Raw genomic sequence first — 17258 nt, forward strand, 5'->3', positions numbered from 1 at the left:
GTCCACCGCGCGTTCAGCCTCCGGGACACCGTCTGGATCCGCCCCGGGGCCCGCGTCGGCGCCCGATCCGGAGGCCGCCCCGGAGGCGGATCCAGACGGTGTCCCGGAGGCTGAACGCGCGGTGGACATCGCGACGGCGGCCAGCACGGCGCCGCCGATCACGAGGCGGGCCGCGGCCAGCGAGACGGAGCCCGCATGGGCGAGCGCCCCCACGGTGCCCGCCGTTCCCCACAGGACGGCCGCGGCGACGACGGTCGGGGGGCCGGATCGCTGAGTCACGCCTTCGATTGTCTGACAACTAGACAAAAATGTCCATCGGCGCGGTTCCGTGCCCCTGACCTGCGAGATCGCTAGCCTGGGCCGCATGACGCAGTCAAGGGTGGCCGGGCAGTTCACCAAGGCGCCGACCGGGATGGGAGTCGCGGCGGCGATCAGGCAGGCGAGGCTCCGGGGCGCCACGCCCCACGTGCTGGACGGATCCGGCGCGCCCAGTTCGGCGGCCATGCTGGAGTCGATCGCCCGGCTCCTCGACTTCCCTGAGGATTTCGGGCACAACTTCGACGCGCTCTACGACTGCCTCACCGACCTGTCCTGGCTGCCCGCGGGCGAGCATGTGCTCGTCTGGTCCAAACCGTCGGTGCTGCGCCGAGCGGATCCCACGGCCTACGACGCGCTCGGGAGCCTGCTGTCCGACGCCGTCGGCGACGGAGCGTCCGGCAAGGTCGCCCTCTCGGTGATCATGCTCGCTAACTGACGCGCCGTCTGAAGCGTTCCAGCCGTCTCTGCGCTTCGCCGGAAAGCTGCGCTTTCGTTAGGCATCACCGCTGGTAACCGCATCTCGCTCATTGCTAGTGTTTCGCCCCAATTAACACAGCTGTCATAAGGGCGAGGTCACATGGCTGGACGTAGGCGTTCCATTCGCGCCAAGATCTTCGCCATCATCCTGGTTCCGGTGACCGCCCTGGTGGCGGTCTGGGCGTACGGCTCCGTGATCACCGTGCAGAGCGGGCTGGAACTCCTCAGGATCCGCACCGTCTACGACAACGTCGTGGTCCCGGCGCAGGGCGTCATCGACCAGATCCAGGCGGAACGGACCCTGTCCGCCGGATTCCTCGGCAGCAAGGCGACGCTCTCCCCCGAGCTCCAGGAGCAGCGGCAGCAGACCGACGCCGCGGTGTCACGGCTGGAACAGGTGTCCGTGCAGGCCCGGGACGCGACCCCCGACGCGATGTGGGGACGGCTCCAGGAACTCGTCACGTACGCCCGGGGCCTCGGCTCCGTACGCAGGCAGGTGGACGAGCGCGTGCTGACGGCGCTGGAGGCCGTCGAACACTACAGCGCCGTCGCCGAGGTCGGTTACCAGGTCTACGACCGGCTGATGATCACTCCGGACATCGAGTTCATCCAGCAGGCGAAGGCGGTCATCCTGATCAGCCGGGCCCGCGAGGTGATGAGCCAGCAGTCGGCCCTGCTCTCCGGATCGCTCGCGGCCGGCCGCATGACGAAGGCGGAGTACGACGCGTTCGGGAAGATGGCCGGCAAGCGCAAACTCCTCTACGAGCTCGGCGTCGGCCAGCTCGACGCCGACCTGGCCGCCCCGTACCTGACGCTGAACTCCTCGGCCACCTACCGGACCTACAGCGCGATGGAGAACGAGGTCGCCGACCGCGTCGTGGCCAACCGCGCGCTGTTCTCCGGCGCGCTCGCCTGGCGTACGGCGAGCGAGGCCATGACCGTCGCGGTCGGCGGACTCGTCGGCGAGGGCAGCCAGGAGATCGCCGACCGGGCCCTGCCCGTCGCCCGGACGACGCTCTACCGCATCGGGATCGCCGCCGGACTCGGCCTCCTCGTGGTGGCGCTCAGCATCTTCTTCTCGATCCGGCTGGGCCGGAAGCTCACCGCGGAGATGGTCGGCCTGGAGGAGGCCGCCATCGAGCTGGCCGACCGGCGGCTGCCCGCCGTCGTCACCCGCCTGCGCCGCGGTGAGGACGTCGACGTGTCCGCGGAGACACCGCCGGTGACGATCCCCGGGAAGACGGTCGAGGTCGACCACGTGGCCAACGCGTTCACCTCGGTGCAGCGCACCGCCATCGAGGCCGCGGTCGACCAGGCGCGGATGCGCGCGGGTGTCAACAAGGTCTTCCTCAACCTGGCACGCCGCAACCAGTCGCTGCTGCACCGGCAGCTGTCCATGCTGGACGGGCTGGAGCAGCAGGTCACCGATCCCGACGTGCTGGACAAGCTGTTCGGGATCGACCATCTGACCACCCGCATGCGCCGCCACGCCGAGGGTCTGATCATCCTGTCCGGCGCCGTGCCGGGACGCGGATGGCGCACCCCCGTCGCCCTGTTCGACGTCGTACGCGCCGCGATCGAGGAGGTGGAGGACTACCTCCGGGTCGAGGTCACGGTCCCGCAGGGTCCGGCGCTGATGGGCCCGGCCGTGACCGACGTGATCCACCTGATCGCCGAGCTGGTGGAGAACGCGACGATCTTCTCTCCGCCGCACACCCAGGTGTTCGTGCGCGGCGAGGTGGCGGCCAGGGGGTTCGCCCTGGAGATCGAGGACCGCGGTCTCGGCATCTGCGCCGACGAGATGGAGCAGCTCAACGCCAAGCTGGCAGAACCGCCCGAGTTCGATCTGGCCGACAGCGAGCGACTCGGCCTGTTCGTCGTCGGGCGGCTGGCGAAGCGGCACGGCGTCCGCGTCTCCCTGCGGTCGTCGCCGTACGGCGGAACGTCCGCGATCGTGCTCATCCCCGCGGAGCTGATGGCCGAGGGTGGCGCTCAGGAATACCCCGTCGAGAGCATGGTCCCGGCACAGCCCACGCCCGTCCTCGCGCTGACGCCGCCTCCAGACGACCTGCCCAAGCGGGTACGGCAGACCAGCCTCGCCCCCCAGTTGCGTCCCGCCCACCAGCAGTCGCAGGAGGATTCGTGACCGAGCAGGAGCAGGGGCCACTGCTCCGGCCCTACACCATCACGCGCGGCCGGACCCGTCCCACCGGTCCGGATTTCGACCTGATGACGATCATCAGGACGGCGCCGTCCGCGTTCGAGCGGCCGACCGGGCTGACGCCGGAGCACCTGCGCATCCTCGGGATCTGCCAGACCCCCACGCCGCTGGCGGACCTGGGCGCCGAGACCGGGCTCTCGGTCAACGTCCTCCGGATCCTCCTCGGCGACCTGCGGGAGCGGGGCTTGATCACCGCCCGTCCGCAGGCATCGGTCAGCCAGTTGCCGGAGGAGCGCATCCTGCTCGAGGTGATCCAGGGCCTCCAGGCGCTCTGACGCCACGGCGTTCCGCCGGTGGTGCGAGGTGCCGGAGATACGGTGCTGGGGCGGCATCGGTGACGCGGTGCGTGGTGGCGTGCCAGTGTCGCTGTGGTTCCTGGGGCGGCGATGTCGCACGTCTCGCTTGGGAGCCTTCGGCACCTGTGCCGAGGCGCCCGCAGGCGATGTGCGCCGCCGCCGGTTCAGTTGCGGCCCCTGTAGAGCGCGTAGCACTCCACCTCGGAACGGCGGTAGGTGAGGCCGCTCTGCACGGAGTCGTGCACGCATCGCTTCTGGCGCTTGCTCAGCCTGAGCTCGCCGCACACGGTGATGCTGGAGTACGTCCGGCAGTCGAGGTTGGGGTTTTTCGCCCCGATGGTGTAGGTCCGCCGGACCTCCGCGCGGCACTCCCGCCGGGCGGCCCTCGTATCGGCGTACCGGCACTGGTTGAGGAGGATCCGATACTGCTCCCGGCTGACCGTTTGCTTGCCCACGCCGTCCATCGGGTGTCCGGCGCCGGCGGTAGCGAGCGTGGTCATCGCAGCGAGCGCCGCAACGCAGATGATCTTATTCATAGCGCACCCCCACTGCTACCTAACGTTACATTCCGCCTATATCGCGCGACCAGGTGGGATGCCGGAGTCACCTCACGGCGTGCCGTGCCGTACGGACCGCCAGGGCGGCGCACACCAGGAGCAGGGCGAGGCCGCCCACGGCGAGCGGCGACGGCCCGGCAGGAACCCCTTCCGACCTGACCACGCCCATGTAGTCCAGCGCCGCGACTCCGTTGACGGCCAGATACCACAGGCCGAGGTAGACGACCTGGAACACCCGATGGGTACGGGTGGCCACGCCGAGCGCCAGCGCGAGCGCGGGGACCAGGAGCGCGCCGCCCGCCCAGGAGCCCACCCCGGCCCAGTCGGCCGTGGCCACCATCCGCACCGCGGGCGCGATCCCGGTCACCGCGGTGAGCACCACCCCGGCCGCCCATTCCGCCAGGAGCCCGCGCCACATCGTGGGGTAGGCGCCGAGCAGCCCCTCCACGCCGTGTTCGACACGGAGCGTGCCCAGGCGGGACCAGACCAGCACCGGCCATATCCAGGCGAGAGGGAGCAGCGTCGCGGGCTCGGGAGTGGCGAAGCCCGCCACGGTCACGGCCGCGACCACGAGCCACCACCACGGCGAGACGCCCCCGACGAGGACGCGCAGTTCGCCCGCGAGGAGCCGCCAGAAGGCCCGGCCCCGTCCCGGCGCCGTCATCGTCACCGTCGCTGTCACCGTCGCTGTCACCGTCATCGTCGCCGGGGGCACGGGAAGGCCGACGGGTCCGCCCATGCCGGGCTCTCCCCGGCCATCGCGCGGAAGGTCTCCGAGGATCTCGTCCTGAGCCTTCGCCCGGCCCCTTCCCGGCTTGGACGGCACGGCGACGGGTCCGCGGCCGAGACCGCGCGCCGGATCGAACCTGCCGAACCAGAGCGCGGGCAGCAGCGCCACGGCGATCCCCACCGCGAGAAGGACCAGCCGGCTCCCCACAAAAGCCCCATCAGGGGTGAACCCGTCCCATCGGAAGGTCCGCAACGGCTCGGCCACGGAGGTCAGGCCGAGGCTGAACTCCCGGCCGCTGACATCGATCCCTTGCTCGACCAAGGCGGCGCGCATCGACTCGGCCGCCTGGCGCACCCCGATGCCGCCGAGAGGAGCGTTCCGGGACTGTCCTCCCAGCACGAGAACCATCGAGACGACGAACCAGACGACGTTCCCCACACCGCCCCGCAGCAGCGGCACGGTCTCGAACAGCACCGCCGCCGCGGCCGTCAGCACCAGCGGGGGCAGCGTGATCAGCGCGAAGGGAAGCAGCAGCGCGACCGGATCGAAGGCGCCGGACTCGCCCCGCGCGAACTGCATCAGCGGTGCCGTCACCGCGAGCACGCCCGCCATGGAGGCCAGCACCAGGACGTTGCTGAGGAACTTCCCGACCAGGTACGTCGGCGTGCGGAGCGGCGAGGCGGCGAGGAGGTGCCCTACACGGGTGCGCTCGTCGCGGGCGATCGCGTCGCGTACGACGTAGAACCCGCCCATCGTGAGCCACAACGCGCCGGCGAGCGCGGTGACCGTTCCGATCCAGGCGCTGGTGTAGACGCCTCGATAGCCCCCGACATCCATGATCACCCAGTGGGAGGCCGCGTCCGGTACGGCCAGGCAGGCGAGGCCGACCGCCGCCAGCAGGGTCAGCGCGTACGCGGGACGCCGTACCCGCTCCCGGAAGTCGGCGACGGCGAGCGCGATCGGCGCCCGGGCGGTCACCGGGTCACCGCCCGTCCACCTGTGACCCTCGCGGTACCCACGGCCTGCGGAGCCCGCGCGGCGGGGCCGTTGATGACGGCGAGATACACGTCCTCCAGGTCGGGCGTCACCTGTACGGCGTCACCTTCCGGTGGCGGCGTGGGTGACAGGAGCCGGAGGCGTGTCCCGCCCGCCGTACGGATCATGCGGCTGATCACGTACCGCTCCCGCATGGCGGCGGCGCCGGACGGACCGGCGACCGTCTCCCACACGTGGCCGTCCACCTCTCGCAGGAGTTCCTCCGGGCTGCCGCGCCGCAGCAGCCGCCCCTGGGCCACGATCGCGATGTCGGACGCCACGGACTCGATGTCGGAGACGATGTGCGTCGACAGCAGCACCACCCGGTCCGCCGCCAGGTCGCTGAGCATGGTGCGGAACCGTACCCGCTCCTCCGGATCGAGCCCGGCCGTCGGCTCGTCCACGATCAGCACCCGGGGATCGCCCAGCAGGGCCTGGGCGATGCCGACCCGGCGCAGCATGCCTCCGGAGTACGCGCCCAGGGGCCGCCGGCCGGCCTCGGTGAGGTTGACCAGTTCGAGCAGCTCGCCGATGCGCGCCCGCGCCGAGCGGGCCGACAAACCCTTGACGGCGGCCAGGTAGGAGAGGAACTCCCTGGCCGTCAGGTGGGGATAAACGCCGAAGTCCTGCGGCAGATAGCCGAGAGCCTCGCGGAGCGCGCCCGGCCGGGACACGACGTCCGTCCCCTCGAAAAGCACCCTTCCGTGAGTCGGGCGGGTGACCGTCGCGGCGATCCGCATCAGAGACGACTTCCCCGCCCCGTTGGGGCCGAGGAGACCGAGCAGCCCCGCGCCGAGACGCATGGAGATGCCGTCCACGGCCCGCTTGCCTCCCTTGTAGACCTTGGAGACATCCACCAGTTCGAGCATCGGTGTCCCTGTCGTCGCGTGATGTGATGTGCCGTTCACCCGTGTAGTCCTGTTTCGTCCCGTGCCATCGGTGTCGTTCGTGTCGTCGGTGTCATCTGTGCCATCGCTGTCGTTCGTGTCGTCGGTGCCGCCGTGCCATCGGTGTCGTCCGGCGTCATTTCGCGCCGGTGGAGGCGACGGCGTCCGTGCCCGCACCGCTCATGCCACCCTCGCCACTTGCGCCACCCCCACCGCCCGTGCCCCCCGTGCCGGCGGAGGGCTTACCACGCAGGTCCGTCTTGCGGCCGTCGCGCAGGACCTTGACCTCGCGCGGCACCTCGACCCGGAACCGGGCCGAGCAGTCGGCCCATCCGGAGCATCCGGCCCGCAGATTGAGCGTCTTCCCATCCAGGGACCAGCTCGACGTCGGATTGGTGCCCTTCACGTCGAACCAGAGGGTGACCTTGATGTCCTTCCTGTCCGCCGCGACCAGGTCCGTCGGGGTGTCGTGCGCCCGCACGTCCAGCGTCCTGCCGCTGAACGGGAAGGTCGTTTGGCGCGGTGTCGCGTTCGAAGCGTCCGCGCAGCCGGTGAGGGCCGCCGCGGCCACGAACGCCACCAGGGCACACGTCATCGTCTTGCGCGTAATCATCAGATCCTCCGATGCGCGGGGATTGGGCATCCCCGGCAGGATCCGGCCTCTCGGCGCTCGGCGGCATCTGCCGTTCGGCAGATATCCGGCGCCTTTCCCACACCCGTGCCGCCGGAGGCGCGGCACGCGTTTCGGCACCGTGCCGCTGAAGGCGCGGCAGGTGTTTCGGCACCGTGCCGCTGAAGACACGGCACGCGTTTCGGCGACGGACCGCCTCCGGTAACCCGGCGACCCGGCGAGTCCCCGTACGACCTGATCGGACCTACGGCGTCACGTCGTCCGCCCTGGGTCCCTCGCTTTCGTCAGCGGTCAGGTGCCGTCGAGGTGCGGGTCGGGATCCAGCCTGTTCAGGAGGCGGCGGAGTTCTGCGGGCTCACCACGCGGCCAGCGTTCGGCCGACTCCCGCAACCGCCGGAGCTCGGGCAGCGCCACCTCCAGCCCATCCCATCCGATGACGGCCTCCAGCAGCCGCTCCACCTCCTGCGTCTGCGGCTCGGCGGCCGGGCGCGCGCGTACGGCGGGGATCAGCTCGTCGGCGAACCGGTCGGCCATGGAAAGCAGCGACGTCAGAAGCGTCGAGCGTTCGGCACCGGTAGGACGGCTCTGACCCGCCACCCCTTCCCGTGGCGGCCGGTGGTGAGCGTGCCCCCCAGCGCCTCGACCCGCTCCGCCAAGCCGATCAGGCCGGTGCCCCCGCCATGCCGGTCTTTCCCCGTCAACGCCTCCGGGCGGTCGCGTCGATCGCCATCCGCCTCTCCCCTCCAGGCCATGAAGGCGCCCGTACCGGCCGCGCCGCCGTCGTCGATGACGGACACCTCCAGCGCGGGACCGGCGGCACGGACGGTCGAGACGAGCACCCGTGTCGCCGAGGGCGCGTGCCTCCGTACGTTGGTCAGCGCCTCCAGCACCACGGCGTAGACGGTGCTTTCGATCTCTCGCGGCAACGTTCCTGCCGTCTCGTCGGCCGGGTCCTCCGGCCGCCCGCCGTTCGGACCGCTCCTCGGATCACTCTTGGGATCACTCTTGGGATCACTCTTGGGATCACGGTCCGGATCACCGCTCCGATCACCGGTCAGTTCTTCGGCCAGATGGAACTCGGCCGGGATCCCTCCCGTGGCGGAGAACCGGCCGACCAGGTCGGGCAGGTCGGCCAGGCCGTACACCCTGGTCGGGGGCGGCTCCGCCGCGGCCCGATCGTCCGGGTCACGCAGCGCGCTCACCATGTGGTCCATCGACGCGAGCGCCCGCAGCCCGGCCTCCTCGATGCGTACGGCGAGGGCCCGCGCCTGCTCCGGATCCTGGTCGGCGAGTTGCGCCGCCTGGGCCTCCAGCACGATGCCGGTGACCTCATGGGCGACGAAGTCGTGCAGGTCCCGGGCCACGTCGAGCCGCTGGGACCGGCGTGCCTGGGCGACCGCGCGTACCCGCCGGTCGTCCAGGGATCTGAGGTACAGCGCGACACCGGCCACGACCGCCACAGGGAAGAAGGACATGAGGCAGACGAGGATCGACGTCTCCGCCGTCGGGTTGGGCATGCGCAGCGTGAGGCGCAGGGGCAGCTCGAACGTGACCGCGACGCCCAGCGATGCCCCGATCATCGCGGCCTGCCATCCCGGCGTCCGCCGCACCACCCTGCCGAGGAGGAGCAGCAGCGCGCCCATCTCGACGGGAAGCCAGAGCCCGACGAACTGGTGCCGTCCCTGGTAGACGAGTGCGACGGCGAAGGAGACCACCGTGACCGCGCTCGCCGCCCTGGCGAGCGTGATCCCCCGGTACGGCCAGCGCGTCAGCGCGGCGGCCATGGCCAGCGTGGCCGAAGAGGCGACGACGAGCGCGCTCGGAGGCGCGAGCACGGCCGGGACCGGCACCATCACGACGACCATGGCGCACAGGAAGGCGCGGATCCGGCTTCGGGTCATGAACGTGAGCGTACGCAGCGCCACGGACCAGCGTCGTCGCGATAGATCCGGATATTCACCGTCATCGGGCGCGGGCGTAGCCCATCTCCCAGGCGCGTACGGCGATGCCGACCCGGTTCCGCACGCCGAGTTTGCGCTGGATGCTCGCCACATGGGTCTTGACGGTGCCCGGCGAGATGAACAGTTCGGCGGCGATGTCGGCGTTGGTCTTGCCCTCGGCCACCTGACCGGCGATCTCGATCTCTCGCTCGGTCAGCGGCTCGGGCAGCGGATCCTGCCGCGGTCCCGCTCCGGTGACGTGCTTCAGCAGTCGCACCGTCACGGACGGGCTGATCAGGCTGTCTCCGGCCACGGCGGCCCGGACCGCCTCGATCAGGAGGGCGGGACCCGACCGTTTGAGCAGGAACCCGGACGCGCCGTGGCGCAGCGCCGGATAGACGTACTCGTCGAGGTCGAAGGTCGTCACGACGACGACACGGACCGGGGCGGCCACGTCGGGACCGGCGAGCAGCCTGGTCACCTCCAGCCCGTCCATCCTGGGCATGCGGATGTCGACCAGCGCCACGTCCGGCCGGAACCTCCGGGCCATCTCGACCGCGGTCACGCCGTCGGCGGCCTCGCAGACGACCTCCATGTCCGGCTGGCTCTCCAGGATGCGGCGCAGGCCGCGCCGCACCATCTCCTGGTCGTCGGCGATCAGGACACGTATGGTCATCCGCCCATTCTCCCCGCCCGACGCAGCCGGGGACACGCCATGAACGGGCGTCACCCCGTACGTTCCCCGGCGATCACGGCGGGGATCTCCCGGTCCGCCATGTCCTCATAATCCCGATTAGTCCTGACTAGTCCTGGTTAGTCGGCATCGCCTCGATACCCAGGTGCGTGCGGTGATGCTTCGGGGTGTCGATCTCGTCGAGCATCGCGACCGCGAAGTCGGCGTGGGAGATGCGGCTGTCCGCGTCGGCCGGGGCCGTGCGGTACCGCCCGGTGCGCCCGCCCTCGTAGTCGAAGTCACCGGCCGGACCGATAGCCAGCCAGTCCAGGGAGGTGGTGGCGGCGCGCAGCACGTCCGTCCCCGCACCGTGTCCCAGGTAGAAGGCGCGGTACTCCTGCGGGTATCCCGGCGTGTCCATGAGCGGCACGCCGGACGCGGTCTCCAGGACCGAGGCGAGCCCGACCGTCACCAGCCGCTTCACACCGGCCCGCGTCAGGCCGTCCAGCAGGCCACGCGCCGCGGCTGGGAAGAAGACGTCGGCCAGCGTGCTGAGATCGGCTGCGGTGTTGATCGCGGCGTCGTGTCCGGCGGCGAGCCTGGCGACGGTGTCCGCGTCGGTGACGTCACCGATGGCGAGGAGCACGCCGCCGCCGGCCGCCAGCTCACCGTACTCGGCGGCGGCGGCGCTGTACTCGGCCGCGTCGAGCACGACGGCGGTGACCCGGTGACCGCGTCGGCGGGCCTCCTTGGCGGCCGCCCGCCCCACCCTTCCAGCCGCGCCGAAAACAATGATGTCGCTCATCGCAACCACCTCATCCACATGAGGCCGGACCTGATCGCCGACCACTGCGCGGGACGCTATCCGGAGGGGTGGTTACCACCGGGATACCGGTTAGCGTGGCTGCTGTGAGAGAGCCCCTCGATCCGGACATGTTCGATCCGGTCTGCCCCTCCGATCTCGCGCCGATCCGCTTCGGCGACAAGTGGTCCGGCATGATCATCCGCTGCCTCGAACACGGGCCGCGGCGGTTCTCCGAGCTGCGCGTGCCTCTGCGCGGCATCTCCGCGAAGGTGCTCACGCGGTCACTCCGTACGCTCGAACGGGACGGCCTGGTCTCGCGCACGGCCCATCCCGGGCCGCTCCAGCGGGTGGAGTACGCGCTGACCCCGCTCGGACGCAGCTTCCTCGGACCGATGGCCACCGCGTGCGCCTGGGCCGAGGAGCACTGGGATGAACTCCTCGACGCGCGCGAGGCCGCCGCCGGGCAGCACGGATGACGTCCCAGCTCTTGATCACCGCTCTGCAATAATGTCGGATCTTTGCCTTTGGGGAAGGTTAGAGACGACATGCCGTCAATCGCCGTAGCCGTCGCAGATCATCCTTATCCGCTGATCCGCGGAGGTGGCCTGTTCCTCCTCTTCGTCGGCCTGGGCTTCCTGGGGAGCTGGGCGTTCAACAAGTACTGGATCCAGTTCCTCATCGGCGGCTTCATCGCGGGATTCACGGCGAGCGGCCTCAGCGCGCTGCTCCCGAGCCTCGGCAGCCCGTCGTTCGCGCACATCGCCGGGCTCGTCGGCTCCTTCGTCATCGAGGCGGGCCTGATCTATCTGGTCCTCACGAAGAACAAGGACGCGGACGAGCGGACGCTGATCCTCAGCATCTTCTTCGTCGTCGGCCTGCACTTCCTGCCGATGGGCCTCGCCCACGGCCCGCTGATCACGATCCTGGGCGTCCTGACGGCGATCAACGCGCTCGTCGGGTTGCGCCTGGCGCGCAAGGCGCCCACCCCCGTGTTCGGGGTCGTCGACGCGGTGCTCAAACTCGGCTTCGGCGCCGTGATGCTCTTCGCCTACCCGGCCCTGACCTTCAGCTGACGTCGCCTGCGGGTACGGGGATCCCGGCCGTGACGGGGATGTCCCTCGACCGGTCGGCCTCCGGACCCGCCCGGCATCCAGGGCCTCGCAGGCCACCTCCGGCGCGCGACGACGTCCGGCCGCCAGGGAGACGCGGGCCGAGCGCGTCCGGAAAAGGGTTTGTCCGGGCGATGGCGGGTGGGATAGAACTTGCTGCGATCTCCCGGCCGGTGACGGCCGGCCCCGCTTCAACGAGAGGAGGGATAAGCCGATGCGTGCCATGACCATCGTGCCGGTTCCTTCCCGGGGCACCGCCGAGCGCTGACCCCCGGAGTTACCAGGCACACCTTTGCCGAAGGAAAGTGCCTTGCCTCAGAACGACCTGATCATGCGCCCGATCACCGGGCGCGAGGAACTCGACCTCTTCAACCGCCTGCCGTACGTGCTCAACGACGAGCTCGCGGAGGATTTCGACCTGGGACGGCGGCGTCCCGAGTGGATGTGGGTGGCCCTGCGCGGAGACCGCCTCGTCGCCAGGCTCGCCTGGTGGACGCGGCGTGCGGGCGAACCGCCGTTCATGCTGGACATGTTCGACCTCGACGACGACCTGCCCGGCTCCGAACGCCGTGACCTCGGTGCCCGCCTACTGGAGACAGCGATGGCCGCGGTCGTACCCGAGGGCGCCCGGCCCGCCGAGTACAGCCGGTTCATCCCGCCCACATGGCGCGACGACGAGGCGACCCGGCGGGCCGTCGAGGACCGCATGGCCGTACTCGAAGGGTGCGGCGCCCGGCTGCTCGTCGAACGGCTGCGCCTGGAGTGGCGTCCCGGGACACCGATCCCCGAGCCGAGCGGGCGGCTGCGGTTCAGGCCGGTCGCCGATCCCGAGGAGCTCGTCGAGCTGATGACCCTCGTCCTGGACGGCACCCTGGACGCGCACAGCCACGCCGACCTCGCCCAGATGACCCCCGCCCAGGCGGCGCGGGCGCAGTACGACGACGAGTTGGCGCGCTACAAGAGCCCGCGGGAGTGGTGGCGGATCGCGACGACGCACGACGGCGATCCCGTGGGGTTCGTCATCCCGGCCCGCAACAGCTATAACCCGATCATCGCGTACATCGGCGTCCTGCCCGCGTACCGGGGGAACGGCCACATCGGCGACCTGCTCGCCGAGGGCACGCGGATCCTCGCCGCGCAGGACGTCCCGCGGATCCGGGCGTCCACGGACGTCGGCAACGTCCCGATGGCGCGGGCGTTCCAGCGCGCCGGATACGTCAACTTCCAGCGTGAGATCAACATGACCTGGAGCTGATCCGCGTACGGGCCGGGCGGGACATCATCGTCCCGCCCGGCCCGGATGCCGGATCCCGCCGGAGGGCGCTGCCGGAATGCGGGCGGCGCTCCGGTCTTCAGGCCGGGGAGCAGGTCACAGGCGGTAGTCCCAGTCGAGCCGGCCCGCGCGCAGATCGTCGGCGAGGCCCCGGACATAGTTCAGCTCGGCCATGACCACGGCCCGCTCGTATTCGGACTCCACGAGGAAGATCCGGGGCAGGAACTTCGCGCTCTCGACCAGATCGGTGTCGAGTTCCGAGAGCCGCGCCTCCAGGGAGGCGACGCGTTCCTCCAGCGCGGCCGCGACCTCGCCGGGCGTCAGCACGACCAAGAAGGCGAGCGCGGCGGGGAACTCGGGGAACTCGCGAGCGGGCGTGCTCAGCATCGTCCGCATCCACTGCCGCAGCGTTTCCCTGCCCGCCTCGGTCGGCTCGTAGACCGTGCGCTCCGGGCGGTTCTCCTCGCGCGAGGTCTCGCGGACCGCGATCAGCTCGGCACGGAGCAGCCGGTCGATCGTCTGGTAGACGCTGTTCCGCTGCGCGACGTTGACCACGTCGTCCTTGTGCCGCTCCTTGATCAGCTGCTGCATGCGGTACGCGTGCATGGGCTCCTCGCAGACAAGGGACAGCAACGCCATGGCCAGGGGAGACCGCCTCGTCGACATATCGGACATCATAGGTGCTTGCCCGCCTTTAGTTATGTTATGTATATTCATTTTATGACTAGAGCACTGATCATCGGCGGCGGCATCGCGGGCCCGGTCACCGCCATGGCGCTGCAGCGGGCCGGCATCGACAGCGACGTCTTCGAGGCGTACGACCGGGGTTCCGACGGCGTGGGCGCCTTCCTCACGCTCGCGATCAACGGACTGGAGGCCCTGCGCGTCCTCGACCTGCACGACCTCGTGTGCGATCTGGGCATGGACTCGCCACGGATGCGGATGAGCAACGGGCGCGGCAAGCAACTGGGCGACGTCCGGCAGCCCAGCCGCACGGTGCGGCGCGCCGACCTCTACCAGGCACTGCGCGACGAGGCCGTACGGCGGGGCGTGCGGATCCACTACGGCAAGCGGCTCGACGACGCGTCGATCACCCGGAAGGGCGTGCGGGCGGTCTTCGCCGACGGCGGCACGGCGGAGGGTGATCTGCTGATCGGCGCGGACGGGCTGCGCTCGCGCACCCGGACGATCATCGACCCCGGCGCACCGCGCGCCCGGCACGTCGGACTGCTCAACACGGGCGGTTTCGCACGCGGCGTCACAGTGCCGGGCGAGCCGGGAACGAGCTACTTCATCTTCGGGAAGAAGTGCTTCTTCGGATACCTGATCCACCCGAACGGCGAGGTGTGGTGGTTCGCCAACCCGCCGAGCCCCAAGGAGCCCACCCGGGAGGAGCTCTCGGCGATCACGCCGGCGCAGTGGCGCGCCCGGCTGGTCGCGCTGTTCAAGGACGACGTCGGTCCGATGCTCGACATCATCGGCGCGACCGACGACATCATCACGGGGTGGAACACCTACGACTTCCCGACCGTGCCGAAATGGTGGAACGAGCGCATGGTGATCCTGGGCGACGCCGCGCACGCGACCTCGCCGTCGTCGGGGCAGGGCGCGTCCATGGCGATCGAGGACGCGGTGGTGCTGGCCACCTGCCTGCGTGACATCCCCGACCTTCCCGGCGCGTTCGCCGCGTTCGAGAGGCTGCGGCGGGAGCGGGTGGAGCGCATCGTGGCGCAGGGCAAGCGCAACGGCAGCGGCAAGGCACCCGGAGTCGCCGGCGCGTTCGCCCGCGACCTCCTGATGCCGACGATCATGCGGCAGGTGGCCAAGAAGAACGCGCTGGCCTGGATGCACGACTACCGGATCTCCTGGGACGACCGCGTTCCCGCGGCGTCCCGGTGACCCCACTCGTCCGCCACCGAGAAAGAGCGGCAGACAGATTCGAGAGCAGTGCTCTTGACATGGATCGGACAGTCGGAGAGCATTGCTCTCAAGACGAAGCACTGATCCGACAGGAGCCGGTCATGGCGAGCAAGCTGTTCTATTCGGGCCCGACACTGACGGTCCTGCACGACGAATACGCCGGCCGTGGCCGCGTCGACCCGAACGCCCAGCTGGTCTCCTCTTCCGGCGTCGTCGTCGACGCTCCGGTGGAGCACGTGTGGGAGGTGATGGCCGATCTCGCCACCTGGCCCCTCTGGGCCTCGAACTTGGAGATCGTCGAGCTCTCCGACGTACGGCCGGGCGCTCCCTTCCGGTGGAAGCTCAACGGCGTCGCACTCCGGTCGCGGTTCGCCGTCGTGGCCCCGGAACGGGAGCTCACCTGGACGGGCGTGTTCTTCGGCTACAAGGCGGTGGACCGGCACGTCCTGGAGCCGCTGGACGACGGGCGGACCCGGGTCACGGTCGAGGAGTCACTCGCCGGGCCGCTCCTGTCGCTCTTCTACAACACGCGCAAACTCCAGGCCAACCACGAGCGCTGGCTGGCCGAGCTCAAGGCGGCCGTCGAGGAGACCGTCGCGGCGGGCACCCGCGACGCCGCCATGAGCCGTTGACCCATGGGTGTCAGCGGCAGCGAGCGCGGAGCCACCGGGCCAGACCCGGGACATCGTCGGACTCACCCATCGCGGCCCCGAGAACGCGTTCCTCCGCCTCGTCCACATCCCGATAGTCGAGAGTCACGCCGTTCGTTCACACCTTCGCCGGACGTGGAGCGATTCCTGAGCACCGACATCACTCGGTCGCCATCGGGCCGTCCGCTGCCTCCTTCGCCCGTATGGCGGCCACGCGGGCGAGGAAGAGCGCGCGCTCGCTTTCGTTGCGGGTGAGCGCGGCGGCGCGTTCGAACTCCTCGCGCGCCTCGTCCGGGCGGCCCAGCCTCGCGAGCAGGTCACCCCGTACGGCGGGCAGCTGGGGATAGTCCCTGAGCGCGGGCTCCGCCGCCAGCCCGTCCACGATCTCCAGACCGCGCGCCGGGCCGTACGCCATGCTCACCGCGACCGCGCGGTTCAGCTCGATGACGGGAGAGGGAGCGACATGGGCGAGCACCCGGTAGAGCGCGGCCATCCGCTCCCAGTCCGTGTCCTCCGCGGACACCGCGCGGGCGTGGCAGGCGGCGATCGCGGCCTGCAGTCCGTACGGCCCGAACGTGCCGAGCTCCTCCGCGCGCTTGAGGGCCTCCAGCCCGCGCCGGATCAGCAGCCGGTCCCACAGGCGCCGGTCCTGGTCGAGCAGGAGGACGGCCTCGCCGTTCCGCCCGACCCTCGCGCGGGCGCGGGACGCCTGGATCTCCATCAGCGCGAGGAGGCCGTGCACCTCGGGCTCCCCGGGCATGAGACCCGCGAGGATCCGGCCCAGGCGCAGCGCTTCCTCGCAGAGTGACGTGCGCATCCAGTCGGCGCCCGCGGTCGCCGAGTAGCCCTCGTTGAAGATGAGATAGACGACTTCCAGGACCGACGAGAGCCGGGCGGCCAGGTCCTCCGGCGCGGGCATCTCGATCCGTACACGCTGGTCGGAGAGGGTGCGCTTGGCCCGGTAGATCCGCTGCCCGACGGTCGGTTCTGGCACGAGGAAGGCCCGCGCGATCTCCTCCGTGGTCAGGCCGCCGAGCAGGCGGAGGGTGAGCGCCAGGCGTCCCTCGGTGGAGAGCACGGGATGGCAGGCCGTGAAGAGCAGGCGCAGCAGGTCGTCGCCGATGTGGTCGTCGAGGGCGTCGTCCAGCTCGGCCTCGGCCGACTCCTGGCGGATCTCCATGTCCCGGCCGACCTCTTCGAGCTTCTGCTCGTACCGGGTCCTGCGGCGCAGCAGGTCGATCGCCCGGTGCTTGGCGGTGAGCATGAGCCAGGCGCCTGGATTGTCCGGCACACCCGACTCCGGCCACCGCTCAAGGGCGAGGACCAGGGCGTCCTGCGCCAGCTCCTCGGCCAGGCCGACGTCGTTGACCAACCGGGCGAGCCCGGCGATCACCCGGGCGGACTCGATCCGCCAGACCGCCTCGATCACCTGATGAGGATCCCCAACCGTCATGGAGACCGATCCAAGCACCTCATCTCCCTGTAGCGCCCCCCTTCGCCTGACATGTGACCAAAAGCGCCCGGCCGAATCACGTACGGCCCGGCAGGGGCGAAGGCGGAAACGCATGCGCCCCCGACCGGGCCTGTGAAGGGGCCGCGACCGGGGGCGCTGTCCAGGGGATTACGCGGGGGCGCAGGGCCTACGCGGAGGGGTGCTGTCCGGGGGATTACGCGGAGGGGGCGAAATCCTCCGGGCCGAAGACGCGGAGGACGTCGGCCTGGCCCTCCCAGCCCTC

At 70.5% G+C, this 17258-nt stretch carries 18 protein-coding genes and 1 pseudogene; 8 read left to right on the forward strand and 11 right to left on the reverse strand.

Going from position 1 to position 17258, the window contains the following annotated elements; translation table 11 throughout:
- A pseudogene (locus tag IMZ11_RS39900) lies at window positions 1-279 on the reverse strand (hypothetical protein); the annotation flags it as partial.
- Between the two features lie 85 nt (window positions 280-364).
- Here IMZ11_RS39900 and IMZ11_RS39905 point away from each other — a divergent pair.
- The 3 genes from IMZ11_RS39905 (at window position 365) to IMZ11_RS39915 (ending at window position 3291) form a co-directional block, all read left to right on the forward strand.
- The gene (locus IMZ11_RS39905; RefSeq protein ID WP_228648308.1) at window positions 365-754 is read left to right on the forward strand and encodes a barstar family protein; all 390 of its coding nucleotides are present in this window, start codon (window positions 365-367) and stop codon (window positions 752-754) included.
- A 141-nt stretch (window positions 755-895) separates the two neighbouring features.
- Entirely contained in the window at window positions 896-2941 is a 2046-nt protein-coding gene (locus tag IMZ11_RS39910) for an ATP-binding protein (protein WP_228648310.1), read from the forward strand.
- The gene (locus IMZ11_RS39915) at window positions 2938-3291 is read left to right on the forward strand and encodes a DUF742 domain-containing protein (RefSeq protein WP_228648312.1); all 354 of its coding nucleotides are present in this window, start codon (window positions 2938-2940) and stop codon (window positions 3289-3291) included. The genes IMZ11_RS39910 and IMZ11_RS39915 overlap by 4 nt, the downstream gene beginning before the upstream one ends.
- A gap of 185 nt (window positions 3292-3476) precedes the next feature.
- Here IMZ11_RS39915 and IMZ11_RS39920 read toward each other — a convergent pair whose 3' ends face one another.
- From IMZ11_RS39920 to IMZ11_RS39955, 8 genes are all read right to left on the reverse strand, one after another.
- Window positions 3477-3812, reverse strand: coding sequence for a hypothetical protein (locus IMZ11_RS39920; protein WP_228648314.1), 336 nt, complete (start codon window positions 3810-3812; stop codon window positions 3477-3479).
- Between the two features lie 103 nt (window positions 3813-3915).
- Complete coding sequence (locus IMZ11_RS39925) at window positions 3916-5577, reverse strand: ABC transporter permease (RefSeq protein ID WP_228648316.1); 1662 nt, start codon at window positions 5575-5577, stop codon at window positions 3916-3918.
- Window positions 5574-6503, reverse strand: a complete 930-nt coding sequence (locus tag IMZ11_RS39930) for an ATP-binding cassette domain-containing protein (RefSeq protein WP_228648318.1) — start codon at window positions 6501-6503, stop codon at window positions 5574-5576. The genes IMZ11_RS39925 and IMZ11_RS39930 overlap by 4 nt, the downstream gene beginning before the upstream one ends.
- A gap of 154 nt (window positions 6504-6657) precedes the next feature.
- Window positions 6658-7134, reverse strand: a complete 477-nt coding sequence (locus tag IMZ11_RS39935) for a hypothetical protein (RefSeq protein WP_228648320.1) — start codon at window positions 7132-7134, stop codon at window positions 6658-6660.
- Between the two features lie 309 nt (window positions 7135-7443).
- On the reverse strand, window positions 7444-7686 hold the full coding sequence (locus IMZ11_RS39940) for a hypothetical protein (protein WP_228648322.1): 243 nt from the start codon (window positions 7684-7686) through the stop codon (window positions 7444-7446).
- Window positions 7687-7700: 14 nt separating this feature from the next.
- A complete protein-coding gene (locus IMZ11_RS39945) occupies window positions 7701-9053 on the reverse strand; it encodes a sensor histidine kinase (RefSeq protein WP_228648325.1) in 1353 nt (450 codons plus the stop codon).
- 61 nt (window positions 9054-9114) lie between these two features.
- The gene (locus IMZ11_RS39950; protein WP_228648327.1) at window positions 9115-9768 is read right to left on the reverse strand and encodes a response regulator transcription factor; all 654 of its coding nucleotides are present in this window, start codon (window positions 9766-9768) and stop codon (window positions 9115-9117) included.
- 127 nt (window positions 9769-9895) lie between these two features.
- The gene (locus IMZ11_RS39955) at window positions 9896-10570 is read right to left on the reverse strand and encodes an NAD(P)-dependent oxidoreductase (protein ID WP_228648329.1); all 675 of its coding nucleotides are present in this window, start codon (window positions 10568-10570) and stop codon (window positions 9896-9898) included.
- Between the two features lie 104 nt (window positions 10571-10674).
- On the opposite strand from IMZ11_RS39955, the gene IMZ11_RS39960 reads away from it, so the two are divergent.
- The 3 genes from IMZ11_RS39960 (at window position 10675) to IMZ11_RS39970 (ending at window position 12934) form a co-directional block, all read left to right on the forward strand.
- Window positions 10675-11046 carry a helix-turn-helix domain-containing protein gene (locus tag IMZ11_RS39960; RefSeq protein ID WP_228648331.1) on the forward strand — a complete coding sequence of 124 codons (372 nt, stop codon included), beginning with the start codon at window positions 10675-10677 and terminating at the stop codon, window positions 11044-11046.
- Window positions 11047-11115: 69 nt separating this feature from the next.
- Window positions 11116-11643, forward strand: a complete 528-nt coding sequence (locus tag IMZ11_RS39965; RefSeq protein ID WP_228648333.1) for a DUF6609 family protein — start codon at window positions 11116-11118, stop codon at window positions 11641-11643.
- 346 nt (window positions 11644-11989) lie between these two features.
- Complete coding sequence (locus IMZ11_RS39970; protein WP_228648335.1) at window positions 11990-12934, forward strand: GNAT family N-acetyltransferase; 945 nt, start codon at window positions 11990-11992, stop codon at window positions 12932-12934.
- A 114-nt stretch (window positions 12935-13048) separates the two neighbouring features.
- Here IMZ11_RS39970 and IMZ11_RS39975 read toward each other — a convergent pair whose 3' ends face one another.
- A complete protein-coding gene (locus IMZ11_RS39975) occupies window positions 13049-13618 on the reverse strand; it encodes a PadR family transcriptional regulator (protein WP_228648337.1) in 570 nt (189 codons plus the stop codon).
- Between the two features lie 54 nt (window positions 13619-13672).
- On the opposite strand from IMZ11_RS39975, the gene IMZ11_RS39980 reads away from it, so the two are divergent.
- Both IMZ11_RS39980 and IMZ11_RS39985 read left to right on the forward strand, forming a co-directional pair.
- Window positions 13673-14851, forward strand: a complete 1179-nt coding sequence (locus tag IMZ11_RS39980) for an NAD(P)/FAD-dependent oxidoreductase (protein WP_228648339.1) — start codon at window positions 13673-13675, stop codon at window positions 14849-14851.
- A 122-nt stretch (window positions 14852-14973) separates the two neighbouring features.
- The gene (locus tag IMZ11_RS39985; protein ID WP_228648341.1) at window positions 14974-15504 is read left to right on the forward strand and encodes an SRPBCC family protein; all 531 of its coding nucleotides are present in this window, start codon (window positions 14974-14976) and stop codon (window positions 15502-15504) included.
- A gap of 178 nt (window positions 15505-15682) precedes the next feature.
- Here the strand turns inward: IMZ11_RS39985 and IMZ11_RS39990 are convergent, their stop codons facing one another.
- Window positions 15683-16975 (reverse strand): RNA polymerase sigma factor, encoded by a 1293-nt coding sequence (locus IMZ11_RS39990; RefSeq protein WP_228648343.1) that lies wholly within the window; start codon window positions 16973-16975, stop codon window positions 15683-15685.
- Window positions 16976-17258: the final 283 nt, after the last annotated feature.

Source organism: Microtetraspora sp. AC03309 (assembly GCF_020826795.1).
In the GTDB taxonomy this organism is placed as follows: Bacteria; Actinomycetota; Actinomycetes; order Streptosporangiales; family Streptosporangiaceae; genus Microtetraspora; species Microtetraspora glauca.